This is a genomic window from Acetobacter fallax (genome assembly GCF_011516735.1).
Lineage (GTDB): Bacteria > Pseudomonadota > Alphaproteobacteria > Acetobacterales > Acetobacteraceae > Acetobacter > Acetobacter fallax.
Genome location: NZ_WOSX01000030.1, coordinates 13,040 through 29,188 on the forward strand (window position 1 = coordinate 13,040; position 16,149 = coordinate 29,188).

Consider the following 16,149-nt stretch of genomic DNA (forward strand, 5'->3'; position numbering starts at 1 on the left):
CCATGACCGGGGACAGCGGCAACGCAGGCGGAAACGAACGAACCGGCTGCCCGCCCGCGCACATCGACAGCCCCGAAGGGCGACACCTGTGGCGTACCCTGCAGGAACGGATGCCACATCTGGGAACGCTGATCCGCTATCTGGATCAGAAGCAGGCCAGCCCGCCGGAAAGCCCCCTGCTCTGGTATCAGCAGGAACTGTTCGAACGCTGGTTTTTCCGCGTTCCCTCCCCGATGACAGGCCGAATGATCCATTCCGGAGAAGCCTGCCTCATCGGGGACCGGGCGACGGCATTCCGGTTGCCCGAAGCCCCGCAAATCGTCCTGATCAGTATCGCCGATAATGACGCCTGCCCTGTCAACACAGTCCTTGAAACATCCACGGGAGCGTCACTTCACTTCGGGTCACGAACCGTAAACCTGACGTCGACAGAAACAGCCGCAGCCCTGAACGCGTTTACCGGACCACCACAAACAATCAGCCGCGTCGTCGCCATATGCGGAACCGCGCCTTTTCGGACCCAGCTCCCGGCGTTGCAGACCATCACCAGGCTACGACGTTACACACCGGAAGCAGCACAGATCGACGTGCCACACGTCCCACCCGGAGACATCCTCGCCCTGGTCCCGGACCTGCGCAACCGGCTCATCAAAGAACCGGATGCAACCGGCGGCCAGGGACAGGTCATGTTCCGGTTCGGATATCCCTGACCAGACGATCCTGCCGCATCGCACTGATGCATGCGGCCCGGACGAAAAACGCTTACTCCCCACCCCCCCCACAGACAGGAATCCCACCCCGCCTTTCCGGCAAACATCACCGCTTGCGAACATCAGCCCCTTCCCCCGGCATGACAGAAAATCCCCTTTCCGACCGGGAAGATACGCCAGAGCGGGACTCCGGCAATGATCCGGTGAAAAAGAGTTTCTGACGGTGGTTGCGTCTGGTCTGGCGATTACCGATAACGGAGAGATGACGATTCCCTCTCCTCTTCTCATCGCCCCCAGTATCCTGGCCGCCGACTTCGCCCGGCTCGGGGAAGAAGTGACCGCCATCGGAAAAGCTGGCGCGGACTGGATCCATCTTGATGTGATGGACGGTCATTTCGTCCCGAACATCTCTTTCGGCCCGGCGCTCATCAAAGCACTCCGCAGCCATTCGTCGCTGCCCTTCGACGCTCACCTGATGATCGAACCGTGCGACCTCTTTCTTGAAGCCTTCGCAAACGCGGGCGCCGATCACATCACCGTTCACGCCGAAGCCGGCCCGCATCTGCACCGCTCCCTGCAACGTATCCGGGCGCTTGGCGTGAAGGCCGGTGTTTCGCTGTGCCCCGCCACGCCACCGGAGCAGTTGTCGCAGGTTCTCGACATGGTGGACATCATCCTGGTGATGACGGTCAACCCGGGCTTCGGCGGCCAGAAATTCCTGACCAGCCAGATCCGCAAGATCGAAACCCTGAGGGCCATGATCGCGGCGAGCGGCCGGGATATCCGGCTGGCCGTGGACGGTGGAATCGACCCTGAAACCGCTCCCCTTGCCGTGGCGGCGGGAGCGGACGTGCTGATCGCGGGCAGCGCCATCTACGGCACAGATGATTATGCAGCCGCCATCCACGGATTGCGGGAGGCCGCCCGGACATCGTGACCAACGTTCATTTTCGACCTGTAAAGCGAGGCGTTCCGGTATGGGCCTAAGCCGCTGGCTGCGTGATATGCGGCTGTCCATGGCACTGCTCGGCCCTCTCGGCGGCGTGCGCTCCATTCCGGCAATGCCCGAACAGACCGTCCGGGACCCCTGGCCCGGCAACGCGACCGTCGGAGAACTGCTGGTGCAGGGCTCGGCGTCACACGCCGGCGTCACACGGATTCTGACCTATGCCCGCTGGACCGGAGCCGACTGGCCAGATCAGTTTCGTGACTGGTTCCAGAGCTTCGAATGGCTGCGCGACCTGCGCGAACTCGGCTCAGAATCAGCGCGGGCAAAAGCGCGCGCCATGGTCGCCACCTGGATCGGCCAGCCAATGAGCGACACCCCGCTGCAGGACCCGTCGGTGACCGGCGCCCGGATCGCCGCATGGCTGTCCCAGTATGATTTCTTCGCGGCCTCCGCCGATGATTCATTCCGCCGGAGCCTGATGACGCGGATCGTGCTCGAATCCCGGACCATCATGGCCCTCCTGCCGACAGACCGGCATGACTGGACAGCATTGCGGGCGCTCAAAGGCCTGCTCGCGGCAGCGATCGCGCTGCCCGGACAGAGCGGATTCCTCGCCCGCTACATGAAGCTGATCGATGCGGAACTGGAATGTCAGGTTCTGCCCGACGGCTGCCATGCCTCGCGCAGCCCGGAAGCACAGCTTCTCGTTCTGCGGGAACTGGCCGACATGCGCCTCCTGCTGCAAACAGCGAAAGTGCCGATGCCAACAACGCTGGCAGCGGCGCTGGACCGTATGGCGCCGGTTCTGCGTGCCTTCCGGCATGGTGACGGTCGCCTGGCGCTGTTCAACGGAACCGGACCGCACCGGCCGGAGATGGTTGATCTGATCATCGCCCGGGCCCTGCCACGCGGCCATGTGCTGGCGCGCGGAATGCCGGACGGACGCTTCATGCGCGCAGCATCGGGCAATACGGTGCTGTTCGCTGACGGAGGCCCCCCCCCGCCGCCAGGCTTCGACGCGCTGACACATGCAGGCCTGATGTCGATGGAACTGTCGTCCGGGCGATGCCAGATCGTCGTAAACTGCGGCGCAAGCGGCCTGCCAGCCTGGCGGAACGCCCTGCGCGATGCACCCGCCCATTCGGTCCTGTCCCTGCCCTCCTGCCCGCCGGTCCTGTGGCGCAGCGACGGTCACGTCGAAACGCGCCCGGCCGTCAAAAGCGACCACACAGTGCTCGGAACCGATCACCTGATCGAACTCAGTTCGGACTGTTATCGCCCCGCAGGCGCCGGCACCTATCACCGCCGGCTCTATCTGGCACAGGAAGGAACGGATCTGAGGGGCGAAGACCGCCTGGACAGCGTGGGACCTGCCCCGGAATTCGTCGTTCGCTTCCACCTGCACCCCGATGTGAAGGTCGAACTGGAAGACACAGACATCCTTCTCCACACACAGGAAGAGATGTGGTGCTTCCGAAGCGACGGATATTCATCGATTGAAGAGAGCGTTTATTTCGGAGGACCAAAACCGACACCCACGCTGCAGATCGTGGTGCGCCCGGCAGAAATCCTTCCGGAATCCGAAGAGCCCGCCGTTGAGCCCGTCTCCGACGAGCAGCCCGCTGACTTCGCCGAAGGCGACGAAGCCCGCTCCGGCGAACCTCATGACATGCCGGAAGACCCGGCAGACGCGCAGCACCCTGATGAAGAGCCCCATGCAGGCGAACAGGATGAGCACCCACAGCAAGAAACCACCGAACCCGGACAGGACCCATCCTCACCGGCGGCAAACGAGCCGGCTGACGAGCCTGACGCCCTGTCTCCGGAGGAGGAATCGCCCGCGCCGGTGACACCGCCGGTGGTGACACCGCCTGTTCTGGCCAGCAGCATCCGCTGGGCCTTTACCCGCCTCGACGGATAAGGTGGCGCCACACGGGACCGGAACCCCTGCGTGAAAATCCTCGAAATCACAAATGTGGATTTCTCGCTCCGGCACTTTCTGCTGCCATTGATGCGGGAACTGCGCGGCCACGATCACGACGTCATCGGCGTCTGCGCGGACGGTCCGCTTCTCGCCGATCTCCGCGCCGAGGGCTTCCAGGTGATAACCGTGCCAATGGCCCGCTCACTGTCGCCTGTCGCGCAACTCCGGGCCTTCGTGGCGCTGGTGCGGCTGATCCGCCGCGAGCGCCCCGACCTCGTGCACGCCCATATGCCCATCAGCGGGCTCCTGGCGCGGTTCGCCGCAAAGCTCTGCGGCGTGCCGCACATCGCCTACACCTGCCACGGTTTCCTGTTCAATCAGCCCGGATCACGGCTGCGGCGGCTTGTCGCCCTCGCACTGGAACGGGCGGCAGGACGCATCACGGACACCTACCTCACCGTCTCGCGGGAAGAGGCGGAAGACGCACGACGACTGCATATCCATCGCCATCCGCACGCAGTCGGAAACGGCCGCGATCCCTCAGTCTTCTCGCCCGACCCCGCCGCCCGAACCCGGATACGAACGGAACTGGGCGTGCCGGACGACCAGGTGGTGATCGTCGCCGTCTCACGACTCGTCCGCCATAAAGGCTACCCGGAACTGCTGGAAGCGATGGAATCCGTCCCGGACGCAGAGCTGTGGATCGTCGGGGAACGGCTGACGAGCGATCACGGAGAGTCACTTCAGCCCGCCTTCGACCGGGCGCAGGCGGTGCTGGGCGACCGTGTGCGCTTCCTCGGCTACCGGACAGACGTTCCCGCCGTGCTGGCCGCAGCGGATATCTTCACGCTGCCAAGCCACTTCGAAGGGCTGCCAATGTCGATCATCGAAGCGATGATGACAGGGCTGCCCGTTGTGGCCACCGACATCAGAGGGCCACGTGAACAGGTCATGCCAGGCAGAACCGGCCTTCTCGTGCCAGCCGGCAAGTCCGCCCCCCTGGCAAAAGCCCTGACTCAGCTCGTCAAAGACGCCTCGCTGCGTCTGACAATGGGCGCAAACGGCCGGTCAGCAGCGATCCGGCTGTTTGATGAAACGCGTGTGCTCGCCCGAACAGCAGCCTTTCTGGAAGGCACACGAAGCTAAAATCCGGGATACCTCCCGGATGACAGAGCCTTTGCAAAAGCTCTGTTGTCATTCAGTGCTGGCTCCTTCCCAGGGCTTTGCCCTGGAACCCACCAAAGGTCTCAGACCTTTGGAAACCATTTTATTATAAGTAAATCGGGGTGCAGGGGCCTGCGGTCCCTGCCGGGTCCGGGCAGAGCCCGGTCTTGCTAATCCTTTGAAAAATCACAGATCAACACTTAACGACAACAGAGCCTTTGCAAAGGCAGGGCTCTGCCAGCTTCCAGGGCACAGCCCCAGCCTTCTGACCGGATTACTCAGCTTTTCACGGCATTATGCGGCCCGAAATCCCCCAGAAGAATCTCCGTGAGAAACGGATAATGCGGCGGCAGAAGCGACGCGACGCTGTAACAGACAAGCACAAACAATGTTGCCGCGCCATAAACCAGCACAGCACGCCCGCGACTGATATCAAGACCGCACCGCGCGATAAACATGCCAAGCCAGAGATCATAAAGCTGCGAGGAAAACATGACCGCATGACCAAAACCCGGCCGGTCGGCAAGAGCGGGCATGACAAGCGCCGCAAGCGCCATGACAACGACGCAGATGAATAACGACGTCCACTCGCTCCAGGCCGAAGCAGTCGCATAACGCAGCCAGCGATCTTCCCTGCCCCATTTCCGGGCAAACAGGAAAGAAATCACCGGCAGCGCCAGAAAAGCACAGAGCGACAGCTCAACCCTGATCAGGCCGACAATGGTATCTTTCTGCAGCAAAGCCAGGAAGAAACTGACGAGATTAAACGCAATACCCGGTGAGAGCGCCGCAAGAAACGAGTTCACCGTTCCCCGAAAACGCTCAATCCCCTCCGCCCGCCCGCAGGCCAGCAGAGCCATGCCCTGAACAACAGATTTCGGGTCCGGAGTCTCGTTCGGCGGATTACTGCTCACGCCACCATTCTTTCAAGCAGATTTTCATAAATACGGGTCAGAGACACCAGATCATCAACAGCAACGTGCTCATCAACCTGATGCATGCTCGTGCCCACCAGCCCAAACTCGGCAACCGGGCAATAACGGGCAATAAACCGGGCATCCGAGGTGCCCCCGCCCGTGTCCAGCCGCGGCTCACGACCCGTGACCGACTGAACGGCCTCAGACAGAGCCATTACCTCAGGGCCGGGTTTCGTCAGAAAAGCCTCACCGCTGATCTGGGACTCAATAACGGTGCCCGGCGCGTAACGCTGGCAGATCGTCTTGATCCAGCCGAGCAAAGCAGCGCCCGTATGAAGATCGTTGAACCGGATATTAAGCGCGGCAGTCGCCTGCGCAGGAATGACATTGGTGGCCGGATTACCGACATCAACACTCGTGACCTGCAAACCCGAAGGCTCGAACCACTCGGTGCCCTGATCGGGCGGCACAGCCGTCAGCTCATGCAAAACCCGCAACAGACGATGCACCGGATTATCAGCCCGATGCGGATACGCGACATGCCCCTGTCTGCCGCTGACAGTCAGATGGACATTCATGCTCCCGCGCCGGCCGATCTTGATCACCTCACCCATGACAGCCGGATTGGTGGGCTCACCAACCACGCAGAAATCAGGGATCTCGTCATGTGCCTCCATCCACTCCAGCACCTTCTGTGTGCCAAAGCGGGCCGGCCCTTCCTCATCGCCCGTGATAAGCAGACTGATCGAACCACGCGGCTGCGGCTCGCGGGCAAGAAAAGCAGAAACCGCTGCGACGAACGCCGCGATCCCCCCCTTCATGTCGCAGGCGCCACGCCCATAAAGCAGACCGTTCTCAATATCGCCCGCATAAGGCCCGTGAGCCCAGGCACTGCTGCCCGGCGGCACCACGTCGGTATGACCGGCGAAACAGAGATGCGGATGTCCGGTGCCAAGACGGGCAAACAGATTCGGAGTCCGCTCAGCACCGTCTCCGAACGGAAGATGCGTCACGGTAAAACCCATCGCGCTCAATGTCGCGCCCAGAGCAATCTGGGACTCGCCGGAGTCCGGAGACACCGACGGATGGCGGATCAGATCTGCGGCGAGATCGGTAACATCAAGCGGACCGGACATCAGGTGATTATCAGTCCCGCAGCAGATCGTTGATCGAGGTTTTCGAACGGGTACGCTCATCGACGCGCTTGACGATCACGGCACACGCAAGAGCCGGATTGGGCTGGCCTTTGTCATTAAGGGCCGTTCTCGCCGGCAGAGAGCCGGGAACAACAACGGAATAAGCCGGAACCCGGCCAATATGAATCTCACCGGTCGCCCGGTCAACGATCTTCGTGGACGCGCCAAGAAAGACGCCCATCGACAGAACGGAGCCCGTTTCGACAATAACGCCTTCGGCGACTTCGGAGCGCGCACCGATAAAGCAGTTGTCTTCAATGATGACAGGAGCCGCCTGAAGAGGCTCCAGAACGCCGCCGATACCAGCCCCGCCGCTGATGTGGCAGTTCTTTCCGATCTGCGCGCAGCTGCCGACAGTGGCCCAGGTGTCGATCATCGTGCCGCTGTCAACGCGCGCCCCAACATTCACAAAGCTCGGCATCAGCACGACACCAGGCGCAATGAACGCGGAACGACGGACAACCGCTCCCGGCACCGCGCGGAAACCGGCGCTGGCGAACCGGGCCGCATCCCATCCGGCAAATTTCAGCGGCACCTTATCGAACGCCGGAGCACCGGCCGCGCCCGCTTCCATGACTGCGTTGTCGAAAAGGCGGAACGACAGCAGAACAGCTTTTTTCAGCCATTCATGCACCCGCCAGCCAGACTCCGCCGGTTCGGCGACGCGCAGCCGACCGGAATCGAGGGCATCAAGGGCGCTCTCAATGGCCGACCGGTCTTCACCGGATGTCGCGGGAGAGACAGACGCCCGCGCCTCCCATAACGCTTCGATCCGGGACTGGAGTTTATCTTCGCTCATCGTTTTCCACACTCAAAACTGGCTGCATTGCGCGGCGCCGCCGCAGTCCGCGGGCATGTCTTCGCTGCGGGACCATGCTGATCGTGTCCGCTCCTGTCAACGCAGAGCTTCTTAACGTGGCGGAAACCATTCGCGGGTGAAATGGCGTCGACATGAACACGATCCCCCCTTCCTCCGTTCCGGATTCGCATTCCCCAAAGAATGACAGCGAACTCATGGACGCCCTTCTGGCCAGTCGCAGACGGTGGAAAAGCCTGACGCAGCTTGTCGCGGATCTCATCTTCGAAACCGACGGGGAAGGACGTTTCAGCTTCTTTGAAGCCGGCTCCGCCCTCGGATGGGCGGACCATGAATTAATCGGTGAAAGCAGTACCCGCCTGCTTCCTTTCGTGGACGCCGCTCCCGGCCCCAATCCGTTCCGGACGCATACTGTCATGCGCGGTCGCCGCTGCTGGATCAAGCGGGCCGACGGCAGTTTCGCCTGCCTGCTCATTTACGCAACGCCGTTGCAGTCACCGTCCGGCCAGCATACCGGCGTCCGCGGACTGGGCATTGATGTTTCGGATGAAGCGCACGCGAACGCCGATCTTTCCGTCTCACGGCTTCACAGTGAAATTATCCGGCGCATCACCACAACGATGCGGTCCCGTGCCCTGTCCCGGCTCGGCATCCCCCCTGCATTTGAAGAGCTCGCCGCTCTCCTCGGCGCTGCGGGCGGCATTCTGATCTCTGAAACACCATCAGGTGAAACAGAAACCGGCGAAGAAGACGAGGACGATCTCGTTTACCGCATCGACGGCGCCACAACTCCCTTTAACGCCGCGATGGAGGCAAGACTGCGCGAGCCGGATGACGGAGAACTGTTCGAGCCACGCTTCCTCCAGATCGACGGGCATGACGTCATCCTCTGCCGCAGCCGTGTGCGCTACAACACACCGGCGGCAATGGCGCTCTGGCGCAACGGGCTCGGCGTCTGGGGGCAGGACGACGCCAATCTCGCCGACGCGGCCCTGGCAACCTTTGCAGCCGCCCTTGAAATGAACGCGCTGAACCGCACCTTGGCGCGAAACGCCCGTTTTGATCCGCTGACGGGCATGCTGAACCGGAGCGGCATGATCGCCGAAATCAGCCGGCGCCTGCCCCGTCTCGATCGTGAGCGCCTGTCCGGAACGCTGCTCGTCATCGGTCTCGACCGGTTTGCGGACATCAACGCCCGGTTCGGTTTCGAAGCCGGCGACAGCGCGCTCCAGCAGGTTGCGACCTATCTTCGTGATGCCATCCGCCCGACCGATCTCGCCGGTCGTCTCGGCGGAGACATATTCGGCCTCTGGCTCGATGGCGCGGATCATTTCGTTGCCGCCGAGCGTGCCGAAACCTTTTGCCAGCAAGGCGCCGCCATCTTCCTCGCCGAGCCTGTCACACTGACATTTTCAGTCGGGCTCGCGGCACGCAGCTGGGAAACAGGAGAGGGAGTCGAATCCCTTATCGATCGCGCAAGCCTTGCGATGCGCAGCGTGAAACTTGCCGGAGGTGCCCGCTGGCATACCTCCATGGAAGAGTCCTCACCATGACAAATTCAATTGATCCAAAATTCTTTCAGATCCTGCCCACCCGCTCGCTTTCTTCCGGCCCTGCGACGCAGGCAGAGCCTTCCCGCATCAGGAGCCGGAACAGAAAAGCCCCCCTCCCGGGCAAGGCATCCGCCTCGGCATGGAACGTTCTGAAAACCCGTATCCAGGCATTACGGCCCGATTTCAGCAATGCCCGCACTGATGCGCTTTCAGCATCCCTTCAGAGCACTCTGGAACATCTGCTCGCCGAAAACTGGCAGCTCGCCCAGCGTGTGATTACGGACGCCGCCGGCGACGCGCTGGCCATAGCCATTGTGGGCTCTCTGTCGGAGTCCGCCTCGGTGGTCACACGCCTCATGGCAGAAATTGATGACGCCACGCTGAGCGATGAACTGCTTCACCGCAAAGACAACGCCACCGTGTCCGCCGCCCCGGCAATGGCGTGCTCGCAGGCAATGGCCGCAACGCTTTCCACCCGCGAAATTACGCGGATCGAGCCGGCTCTGGATGAAATGGAACGCCAGCCCGAACGGCCAGCCGCTCTCGATTACGCCTGCACAGTCACAGTGAAGGCGCTCGTGAGAGAACGCTGTGCCAGCCTCGTCCCGCCTGTCCGCATGAAAATCGAAAAAGAACTCTCGTTTGAGTTTTCCGCAGCGTCCGAAGTGACATCAGCCCCTCCCCGGGACACCGCGACTCTGCCGGCAGCGCCTGACAACAACGTGGAAGCCGCAAAACGCGCTCTTCAGGACAACGATGTCGATGCGCTGATCGACGTTCTGGCCCGCCTGCCGGGCTGCGCGCCACAGCTTGCCCGTGAGGCCGTTAACGGCCGCAACGCACGGGCAATCACAGCCCTGGGGTGGAAGCTTGGCCTGCCGGCCTCCCTGACATCGGCCATCCAGATTCATCTGGCGCTCATCCCGCCCTCCCGCGCCATCCTCCCGCTGGCTGATGGCGACTACGCCCTCACTCCCCGTGAAATGAACTGGCAGCTGGATTTTCTGCGTGACAGATGCGGCGCAATGGCCGCCTGAGAAACAATGACAGACGGCTTTCCACCAAAACAAAAGCGCCCTGCAAGGGGCGCCTTGACCTGAAAATCAGCCTTCCTCGTTAAACCAGGACGGCCGGGACTGCGAAGCGTAGCGATCAAGAGCCCCCTGCAACATGTAGGCCGCCGCCATCTTGTCCACGACCTCCGCCCGCTTCTTCCGGGACATATCAGCCTCCCCGATCAGAGTCCGGTTCACAACGCTCGATGACATCCGCTCATCCCACATCGCCGTCGGAATCCCCGTCAGATCCGCAAGCGCCAGAGACCAGTCCCGCGCCGCCTGCGCGGCAGGACCAAACGTTCCGTCGAGCGACAAAGGCAGACCGGCAATAATGCCCGCCACCCCGTGCTCGCGTGAAATCCCTTTGATTTTCCCCGCCATCACCGAGAGTTTCTCCCGCTTCAGAGCCCCGTACGGAGACGCGACCATCCGCATGACATCCGATAATGCAATCCCGACGCTCTTCGCGCCAGGATCAATTCCAAGAAGGCGCTGCCCTGGTCCCAGGGTCGCCATGAGTTCCGCTATGTTGAATAGTGCCATGCCCTGAGGGTATGTTGCGCCGCCGGTGGCGACACCAGCACTTTTTTTCCCCTGATGAGAGTTTCTGCTTCATGTCGCTCGATCTCGCGACCACGAGACGCATAGCCAAGCTGGCCCGTATCGGCCTCAATGACCAGGAAACCGAAGCTGTGCGCGCACAGCTCGGCGGGATTCTCGGCTGGATCGAGATCCTCAACGAGGTCGATGTCGAAGGCATCCCGCCCATGATCGGCACCAGCATGAACACCGCCCTGGCCCAGCGCCCGGATGTCGTCACCGACGGCAACTGTCAGGAAAAAGTGCTCTCCAATGCCCCGGACCGCGCCGGTCCCTTCTTCACCGTGCCGAAGGTGGTCGAATGATGCTCACAGATCTCACCATCGCCCAGGCCGTCGAAGGCCTCCGCAAGCGCGACTTCTCCGCCACCGAACTGACAAAAGCACACACCGGCGCCATCAGTCAGCTCAACGGACGCCTGAACGCCTACATCACCGTCACCGCCGATAAGGCCGAAGCCGCCGCCGCCGAAGCCGACAAGGCCCTCGTCGCAGGCGATGCGCCAGCCCTCACCGGCATTCCCCTCGGCATCAAGGACCTGTTCTGCACCGAAGGCGTCAGAACCACCGCCGGCAGCCGCATCCTCAGCAACTTCGTCCCGCCCTACGAGAGCACTGTCACAGCAAACCTGCTGAAAAACGGCGCCATCTTTCTCGGCAAAACCAACCTCGACGAATTCGCCATGGGGTCGGCCAACCTCACCTCCGCCTTCGGTGAGGTCGAAAACCCCTGGCACCGCACAGGCGATAGCTCTGTCCTCGTCCCCGGCGGCTCCTCCGGCGGATCAGCCGCCGCCGTCGCCGCCCATCTCGCCATGGGCGCAACCGGAACCGACACAGGCGGCTCCATCCGCCAGCCCGCCGCCTATTGCGGCATCGTCGGCCTGAAACCCACCTACGGCCGATGCAGCCGCTGGGGCACCATCGCCTTCGCCAGCTCGCTCGACCAGGCCGGCCCCATGACCCGCACCGTCGAAGACGCCGCGATCATGCTCCAGGCCATGGCCGGACACGACCCGAAAGACAGCACCAGCGCCGACATCGCCGTCCCGGATTACCGCGCCGCCACAACCCGCAGCCTCAAAGGCCTGCGCGTCGGCATCCCCGCCGAATACCGCCCGGACGGCATGTCCGAAGAGCTCCTGGCCGTCTGGCAGAAGGGCATCGACATGCTCCGCGAAGCCGGATGCGAGATCGTCGATGTCTCCCTCCCGCACACAAAATATGGCCTGGCGACCTACTACATCATCGCCCCCGCCGAGTGCTCGTCCAACCTCGCCCGCTATGACGGTGTCCGCTTCGGTGTCCGCGCCGAAGGTGCCACCAGCCTTGATGACCTCTACGAAAAAAGCCGCCACAACGGCTTCGGCGAGGAAGTCCGCCGCCGCATTCTTGTCGGAACCTACGTCCTGTCGGCAGGCTATTACGACGCCTACTACCTGAAGGCCCAGAAAGTCCGCACCCTCATTCAGCGTGATTTCACAAACGCCTTCGAAAAAGTGGACGTCCTGCTCACCCCGACAGCACCGACCGCCGCCTTCGGACGCGACGAGAAACCCGAAGATCCCGTGCAGATGTATCTCAACGACATCTTCACCGTCCCGGCCAGCATGGCAGGCCAGCCCGCCATGTCCGTCCCCGTCACGCTCGACAGCAAAGGCCTCCCCCTCGGCCTCCAGCTGATCGGCCGTCACTTCGACGAAGAAACCCTTATCGCAGCAGGCGCGGCACTCGAAAAAGCCGCCGCGTTCACGGCAAGACCAGACCTGCGCGCAGGAGCAGCCGCATGAGCTACACAATCGAAGGCAGCACCGGCACCTGGGAAATCGTCGTCGGGCTGGAAGTCCACGCCCAGGTCATCAGCCACTCAAAACTGTTTTCCGGCGCCTCAACCGTGTTCGGAGCTGAACCCAATACCCAGGTCAGCCTGATCGACGCCGGCTTCCCCGGAATGCTGCCCGTCATCAACCATGAATGCGTCGCCCAGGCCGTCCGCACAGGCCTCGGCCTGAAAGCCCGGATCAACCTGGAAAGCCGCTTCGACCGGAAAAACTACTTCTACGCCGATCTCCCGCAGGGCTACCAGATCAGCCAGTTCGCCCACCCCATCGTCGGCGAAGGCAGCATCGGGATCGAACTCTCCGACGGCAGCACACGCGACATCGGAATCACCCGCCTCCACCTCGAACAGGACGCGGGCAAACTCATCCACGATCAGGACCCGAAACTCTCCCTCGTCGATCTCAACCGCGCCGGCGTCTCCCTGATGGAAATCGTCAGCGAACCCGACATCCGCACCCCCGAGGAAGCCGGCGCCTATCTGCGCAAACTCCGCCAGATCCTGCGCTACCTCGGCACCTGCGACGGCAATATGGACGAAGGCTCAATGCGCGCCGACGTCAACGTCTCCGTCCGCCACGCCGGCGAGCCGTTCCGCACCCGCTGCGAAATCAAGAACGTCAACTCCATCCGCTTCGTCATGCAGGCCATCGAAATCGAAGCCGCCCGCCAGGTCGAAGTCTGGGAATCCGGCGGCACCGTCGATCAGGAAACCCGTCTCTTCGATCCGGCCCGCAGCGAAACGCGCTCCCTCCGGTCCAAGGAAGACGCGCACGATTACCGCTACTTCCCCGACCCCGACCTGCTTCCGCTGGTCATCGGGCAGAACTGGGTCGATCAGCTCAAAGCCAGCCTCCCGGAACTCCCTGACGAAAAGCGCGCGCGCTTTCAGAAGGACTACGGGATCACCGCCTATGACGCGGGCGTCCTCGTCGCCGAACAGGCCATCGCCGACTTCTACGAAAGCGTCGCCAAAGGCCGTGACGGCAAATCCGCCGCTGCCTGGATGACCGGGGACTTCTTCGCCGCCCTCAACCGCACAGGCAAGTCGATCGACGAAAGTCCCGTCGGCGCCGATAAACTGGGCGCCATGCTCGACCTCATCGCCGACAGTACCATCAACGGTAAAATCGCCAAAGACGTGCTGGAAACGATGTTCGAAACCGGCGAAACCCCACTCGAGATCGTCGAGCGCAAAGGCCTCCGCCAGGTCACCGACACCGGTGCCATCGAAAAAGCCGCCGACGACGTCATCGCAAACAACACTGACAAACTCGAACAGTATCGCGGCGGCAAAGACAAACTCTTCGGCTTCTTCGTCGGCCAGGTCATGAAAGCCACGCAGGGCAAAGCCAACCCCGCGATGGTCAACGAGATCCTGCGCAGGAAAATCGACGGCTGACCAATATCCCCCCGGCCAGAGTAACGGCCGGGGATCACAAGAAAAAACCGGTGAACATTTAGCCAGCGAGCCGGAACAAACCCGCGACACGCCCCAATATCTTCACAATCTCTTTTTTCCTCTGCGCGGACCGGCTGAGCGTTCACTGACGTCGATTGCCGCACGCAGATGGCTGATCATCTCCGCCTTTGCCACATCTTCTTTCCGGCGGATCAGAGCGTCGACGATACGCCGGTGCTCTGCGATCGTCTCATCGACTGAATACTCCTGAAGCGACACAAGGTTGCCGACTTTGGAAAACCAGATCTGGTCATAACTGACCTCAAGCTGGTGAGTCAGAAGGCAATTATTTGCGCCGTTCGCAATCCCGACGTGAAAAAGCGCGTCCAGACGCTCATAATCGTAAAACCGTTTCTGGAAGACCGCTTCCTGCTGATCGTCGACGATCTTACAAATATGCTCAAGCTCTTCGTCGCTGGCGCGGCGGCAGCACAGAACGATCGTGCTGGCTTCAATCGCTTCCCGAAACTCATACAACTCGCGGATACGCTCCACCGGCGGCTGAACCACCGTGTAGAAGCGCCCCTTCCGACCGATCAGGTTATCCTGATGCAGCCTTTGCAACGCCTCGCGAACCGGCGTGCGGCTGACGCCATAACGGGCAGCGATCTCGTTCTCCTGAAGAACCGCACCACCCGGCGTCCTGTCGTTAATCAGATCCTGGCGAAGAATGAGATAAAGCTCTTCACCCGTATAATGCCGACGCATCTCCCCGTCTTCAGCCGTCACCTGCAGGTCCGCCTTCACCATAATACCGCCTGTCGCGCCTCTCACAGCTTCGCTCATATGCACTACAGAGCAGCTTCGAGAACAGCCCGGGCAACATCCGGCGTCACGCTCTGGCGCTCACCCAGCGCACATGTCCCGTGCGTCCGCTCCAGCGCCGCGAGCAAAGCCTCCACGTCACCCTGCCCCAGGCCGTAATCAGACAAATGAATTCCCAGACCGAGACGCATGAAAAATTCATTCGTTAAAGTCAGCGCGGACCGGATTTTTTCGTCGTCAGATCCTTCCCGCACGCCCCACACACGTTCAGCATACTGAATCAGCTTTGCCCGTTTTTCCTCTCTCCGCACGGACAGCATCGCCGGGAAGACCACAGCGAGCGTTCGCGCATGATCAAGACCATAAAGCGCTGTCAGCTCATGCCCGATCAGATGCGATGACCAGTCCTGGGGCACGCCCGCGCCAATCAGACCATTCAGCGCCAGGGTCGCCGCCCACATCAGGGAAGACCGCGCATCGTAATTCTCCGGCTCCGCGAGCGTGGTGTCCGCCACCTCCAGCAGAACGTGGAGCAAACCTTCGGCGAAACGATCCTGGACCGGCGCGTCCGCCGGGTAAGTGAGATACTGCTCCAGCACATGCACGAACGCATCAACAATTCCGTTGGCGATCTGCCAGGGCGGCAGCGTGAACGTCAGCGTCGGATCAAGAACAGCAAACACCGGAAAAACATGCTCGCTTTTGAACACCCGCTTCGCAGCGATGTCGGCGCGCGTGATAACCGCCGTCCCGTTCATCTCGGAGCCGGTCGCCGGCAGGGTCGGAATGGCAGCCAGCGGGATGGCCGTGCGGATTTCGCTGCCGCGCGTCGCCAGAATCCCCCAGGGATCGCCATCCCAGACGGCTGCGGCCGCGACAAACTTGGCGCCGTCGATCACCGAACCGCCGCCCAGCGCGATCAGAAAATCCACTGATTTTTCGCGCACAAGCGCAACCGCCCGCATGAGCGTCTCAAAGGTCGGATTGGGCTCAATGCCGCCAAACTCCAGCATTTCACGTTGCGTCAGCCCGGACCGGACACGCTCCATGGTGCCGTTCCGCAGGACGCTCCCGCCGCCGTAAAGCACCAGAACACGCGCCCCGACGGGGATATAATCCTCCATCCGGGCCAGCATGTCTCTGCCGAACAGAACACGCGTCGGATTAAAGAACGAGAAATCCAGCATCACAGAGCC

At 62.0% G+C, this 16,149-nt stretch carries 15 protein-coding genes; 9 read left to right on the forward strand and 6 right to left on the reverse strand.

The genetic code is table 11. The features are described 5' to 3' along the window. Positions 1 to 2 precede the first annotated feature (2 nt). The 4 genes from GOB85_RS13435 (at position 3) to GOB85_RS13450 (ending at position 4,729) form a co-directional block, all read left to right on the forward strand. Positions 3 to 710 (forward strand): hypothetical protein, encoded by a 708-nt coding sequence (locus tag GOB85_RS13435; RefSeq protein ID WP_173578011.1) that lies wholly within the window; start codon positions 3 to 5, stop codon positions 708 to 710. Between the two features lie 262 nt (positions 711 to 972). Then, the gene (gene rpe, locus GOB85_RS13440; protein WP_173578022.1) at positions 973 to 1,647 is read left to right on the forward strand and encodes a ribulose-phosphate 3-epimerase; all 675 of its coding nucleotides are present in this window, start codon (positions 973 to 975) and stop codon (positions 1,645 to 1,647) included. A gap of 40 nt (positions 1,648 to 1,687) precedes the next feature. After that, the gene (locus tag GOB85_RS13445) at positions 1,688 to 3,580 is read left to right on the forward strand and encodes a heparinase II/III domain-containing protein (RefSeq protein WP_173578010.1); all 1,893 of its coding nucleotides are present in this window, start codon (positions 1,688 to 1,690) and stop codon (positions 3,578 to 3,580) included. A gap of 30 nt (positions 3,581 to 3,610) precedes the next feature. Continuing rightward, the gene (locus tag GOB85_RS13450) at positions 3,611 to 4,729 is read left to right on the forward strand and encodes a glycosyltransferase (protein WP_173578009.1); all 1,119 of its coding nucleotides are present in this window, start codon (positions 3,611 to 3,613) and stop codon (positions 4,727 to 4,729) included. Between the two features lie 296 nt (positions 4,730 to 5,025). Here GOB85_RS13450 and GOB85_RS13455 read toward each other — a convergent pair whose 3' ends face one another. From GOB85_RS13455 to dapD, 3 genes are read right to left on the reverse strand one after another with little or no spacing between them, the layout of a single operon-like run. Beyond that, positions 5,026 to 5,661, reverse strand: coding sequence for a hypothetical protein (locus tag GOB85_RS13455; RefSeq protein ID WP_338421742.1), 636 nt, complete (start codon positions 5,659 to 5,661; stop codon positions 5,026 to 5,028). Further along, entirely contained in the window at positions 5,658 to 6,800 is a 1,143-nt protein-coding gene (gene dapE, locus GOB85_RS13460) for a succinyl-diaminopimelate desuccinylase (RefSeq protein WP_173578008.1), read from the reverse strand. Before dapE ends, GOB85_RS13455 begins: the two co-directional genes overlap by 4 nt. Positions 6,801 to 6,810: 10 nt before the next feature. Beyond that, positions 6,811 to 7,659 carry a 2,3,4,5-tetrahydropyridine-2,6-dicarboxylate N-succinyltransferase gene (dapD, locus tag GOB85_RS13465; protein ID WP_173578007.1) on the reverse strand — a complete coding sequence of 283 codons (849 nt, stop codon included), beginning with the start codon at positions 7,657 to 7,659 and terminating at the stop codon, positions 6,811 to 6,813. 152 nt (positions 7,660 to 7,811) lie between these two features. On the opposite strand from dapD, the gene GOB85_RS13470 reads away from it, so the two are divergent. Both GOB85_RS13470 and GOB85_RS13475 read left to right on the forward strand, forming a co-directional pair. Next, on the forward strand, positions 7,812 to 9,230 hold the full coding sequence (locus GOB85_RS13470) for a sensor domain-containing diguanylate cyclase (protein ID WP_173579000.1): 1,419 nt from the start codon (positions 7,812 to 7,814) through the stop codon (positions 9,228 to 9,230). Beyond that, complete coding sequence (locus GOB85_RS13475) at positions 9,227 to 10,267, forward strand: hypothetical protein (protein WP_173578005.1); 1,041 nt, start codon at positions 9,227 to 9,229, stop codon at positions 10,265 to 10,267. Before GOB85_RS13470 ends, GOB85_RS13475 begins: the two co-directional genes overlap by 4 nt. 66 nt (positions 10,268 to 10,333) lie before the next feature. Here the strand turns inward: GOB85_RS13475 and ruvX are convergent, their stop codons facing one another. Next, the gene (ruvX, locus tag GOB85_RS13480; RefSeq protein ID WP_173578004.1) at positions 10,334 to 10,831 is read right to left on the reverse strand and encodes a Holliday junction resolvase RuvX; all 498 of its coding nucleotides are present in this window, start codon (positions 10,829 to 10,831) and stop codon (positions 10,334 to 10,336) included. Positions 10,832 to 10,902: 71 nt separating this feature from the next. Here ruvX and gatC point away from each other — a divergent pair, with 71 nt between their 5' ends. Genes gatC through gatB form a run of 3 tightly spaced genes read left to right on the forward strand, consistent with a single transcriptional unit; the run spans position 10,903 to position 14,128 of the window. Continuing rightward, positions 10,903 to 11,193: an Asp-tRNA(Asn)/Glu-tRNA(Gln) amidotransferase subunit GatC gene (gene gatC / locus GOB85_RS13485; protein WP_173578003.1), complete on the forward strand. Its 291-nt coding sequence runs from the start codon at positions 10,903 to 10,905 to the stop codon at positions 11,191 to 11,193. Then, a complete protein-coding gene (gatA, locus tag GOB85_RS13490) occupies positions 11,190 to 12,677 on the forward strand; it encodes an Asp-tRNA(Asn)/Glu-tRNA(Gln) amidotransferase subunit GatA (protein ID WP_242011508.1) in 1,488 nt (495 codons plus the stop codon). The genes gatC and gatA overlap by 4 nt, the downstream gene beginning before the upstream one ends. After that, positions 12,674 to 14,128: an Asp-tRNA(Asn)/Glu-tRNA(Gln) amidotransferase subunit GatB gene (gene gatB, locus GOB85_RS13495; protein WP_173578002.1), complete on the forward strand. Its 1,455-nt coding sequence runs from the start codon at positions 12,674 to 12,676 to the stop codon at positions 14,126 to 14,128. The genes gatA and gatB overlap by 4 nt, the downstream gene beginning before the upstream one ends. A gap of 102 nt (positions 14,129 to 14,230) precedes the next feature. Here the strand turns inward: gatB and GOB85_RS13500 are convergent, their stop codons facing one another. Both GOB85_RS13500 and GOB85_RS13505 read right to left on the reverse strand, forming a co-directional pair. Continuing rightward, positions 14,231 to 14,938: a GntR family transcriptional regulator gene (locus tag GOB85_RS13500; RefSeq protein ID WP_173578001.1), complete on the reverse strand. Its 708-nt coding sequence runs from the start codon at positions 14,936 to 14,938 to the stop codon at positions 14,231 to 14,233. A 41-nt stretch (positions 14,939 to 14,979) separates the two neighbouring features. Next, positions 14,980 to 16,140 carry an iron-containing alcohol dehydrogenase gene (locus GOB85_RS13505; RefSeq protein WP_173578000.1) on the reverse strand — a complete coding sequence of 387 codons (1,161 nt, stop codon included), beginning with the start codon at positions 16,138 to 16,140 and terminating at the stop codon, positions 14,980 to 14,982. Positions 16,141 to 16,149 lie beyond the last annotated feature (9 nt).

Coding starts and splice junctions, on each gene's coding strand:
- GOB85_RS13435 (WP_173578011.1), top strand. CDS start 3: ATGACCGGGGACAGCGGCAACGCAGGCGGAAACGAACGAACCGGCTGC.
- rpe (WP_173578022.1), top strand. CDS start 973: ATGACGATTCCCTCTCCTCTTCTCATCGCCCCCAGTATCCTGGCCGCC.
- GOB85_RS13445 (WP_173578010.1), top strand. CDS start 1,688: ATGGGCCTAAGCCGCTGGCTGCGTGATATGCGGCTGTCCATGGCACTG.
- dapE (WP_173578008.1), bottom strand. CDS start 6,800: ATGTCCGGTCCGCTTGATGTTACCGATCTCGCCGCAGATCTGATCCGC.
- dapD (WP_173578007.1), bottom strand. CDS start 7,659: ATGAGCGAAGATAAACTCCAGTCCCGGATCGAAGCGTTATGGGAGGCG.
- GOB85_RS13470 (WP_173579000.1), top strand. CDS start 7,812: ATGAACACGATCCCCCCTTCCTCCGTTCCGGATTCGCATTCCCCAAAG.
- GOB85_RS13475 (WP_173578005.1), top strand. CDS start 9,227: ATGACAAATTCAATTGATCCAAAATTCTTTCAGATCCTGCCCACCCGC.
- ruvX (WP_173578004.1), bottom strand. CDS start 10,831: ATGGCACTATTCAACATAGCGGAACTCATGGCGACCCTGGGACCAGGG.
- gatC (WP_173578003.1), top strand. CDS start 10,903: ATGTCGCTCGATCTCGCGACCACGAGACGCATAGCCAAGCTGGCCCGT.
- gatA (WP_242011508.1), top strand. CDS start 11,190: ATGATGCTCACAGATCTCACCATCGCCCAGGCCGTCGAAGGCCTCCGC.
- gatB (WP_173578002.1), top strand. CDS start 12,674: ATGAGCTACACAATCGAAGGCAGCACCGGCACCTGGGAAATCGTCGTC.
- GOB85_RS13500 (WP_173578001.1), bottom strand. CDS start 14,938: ATGGTGAAGGCGGACCTGCAGGTGACGGCTGAAGACGGGGAGATGCGT.
- GOB85_RS13505 (WP_173578000.1), bottom strand. CDS start 16,140: ATGCTGGATTTCTCGTTCTTTAATCCGACGCGTGTTCTGTTCGGCAGA.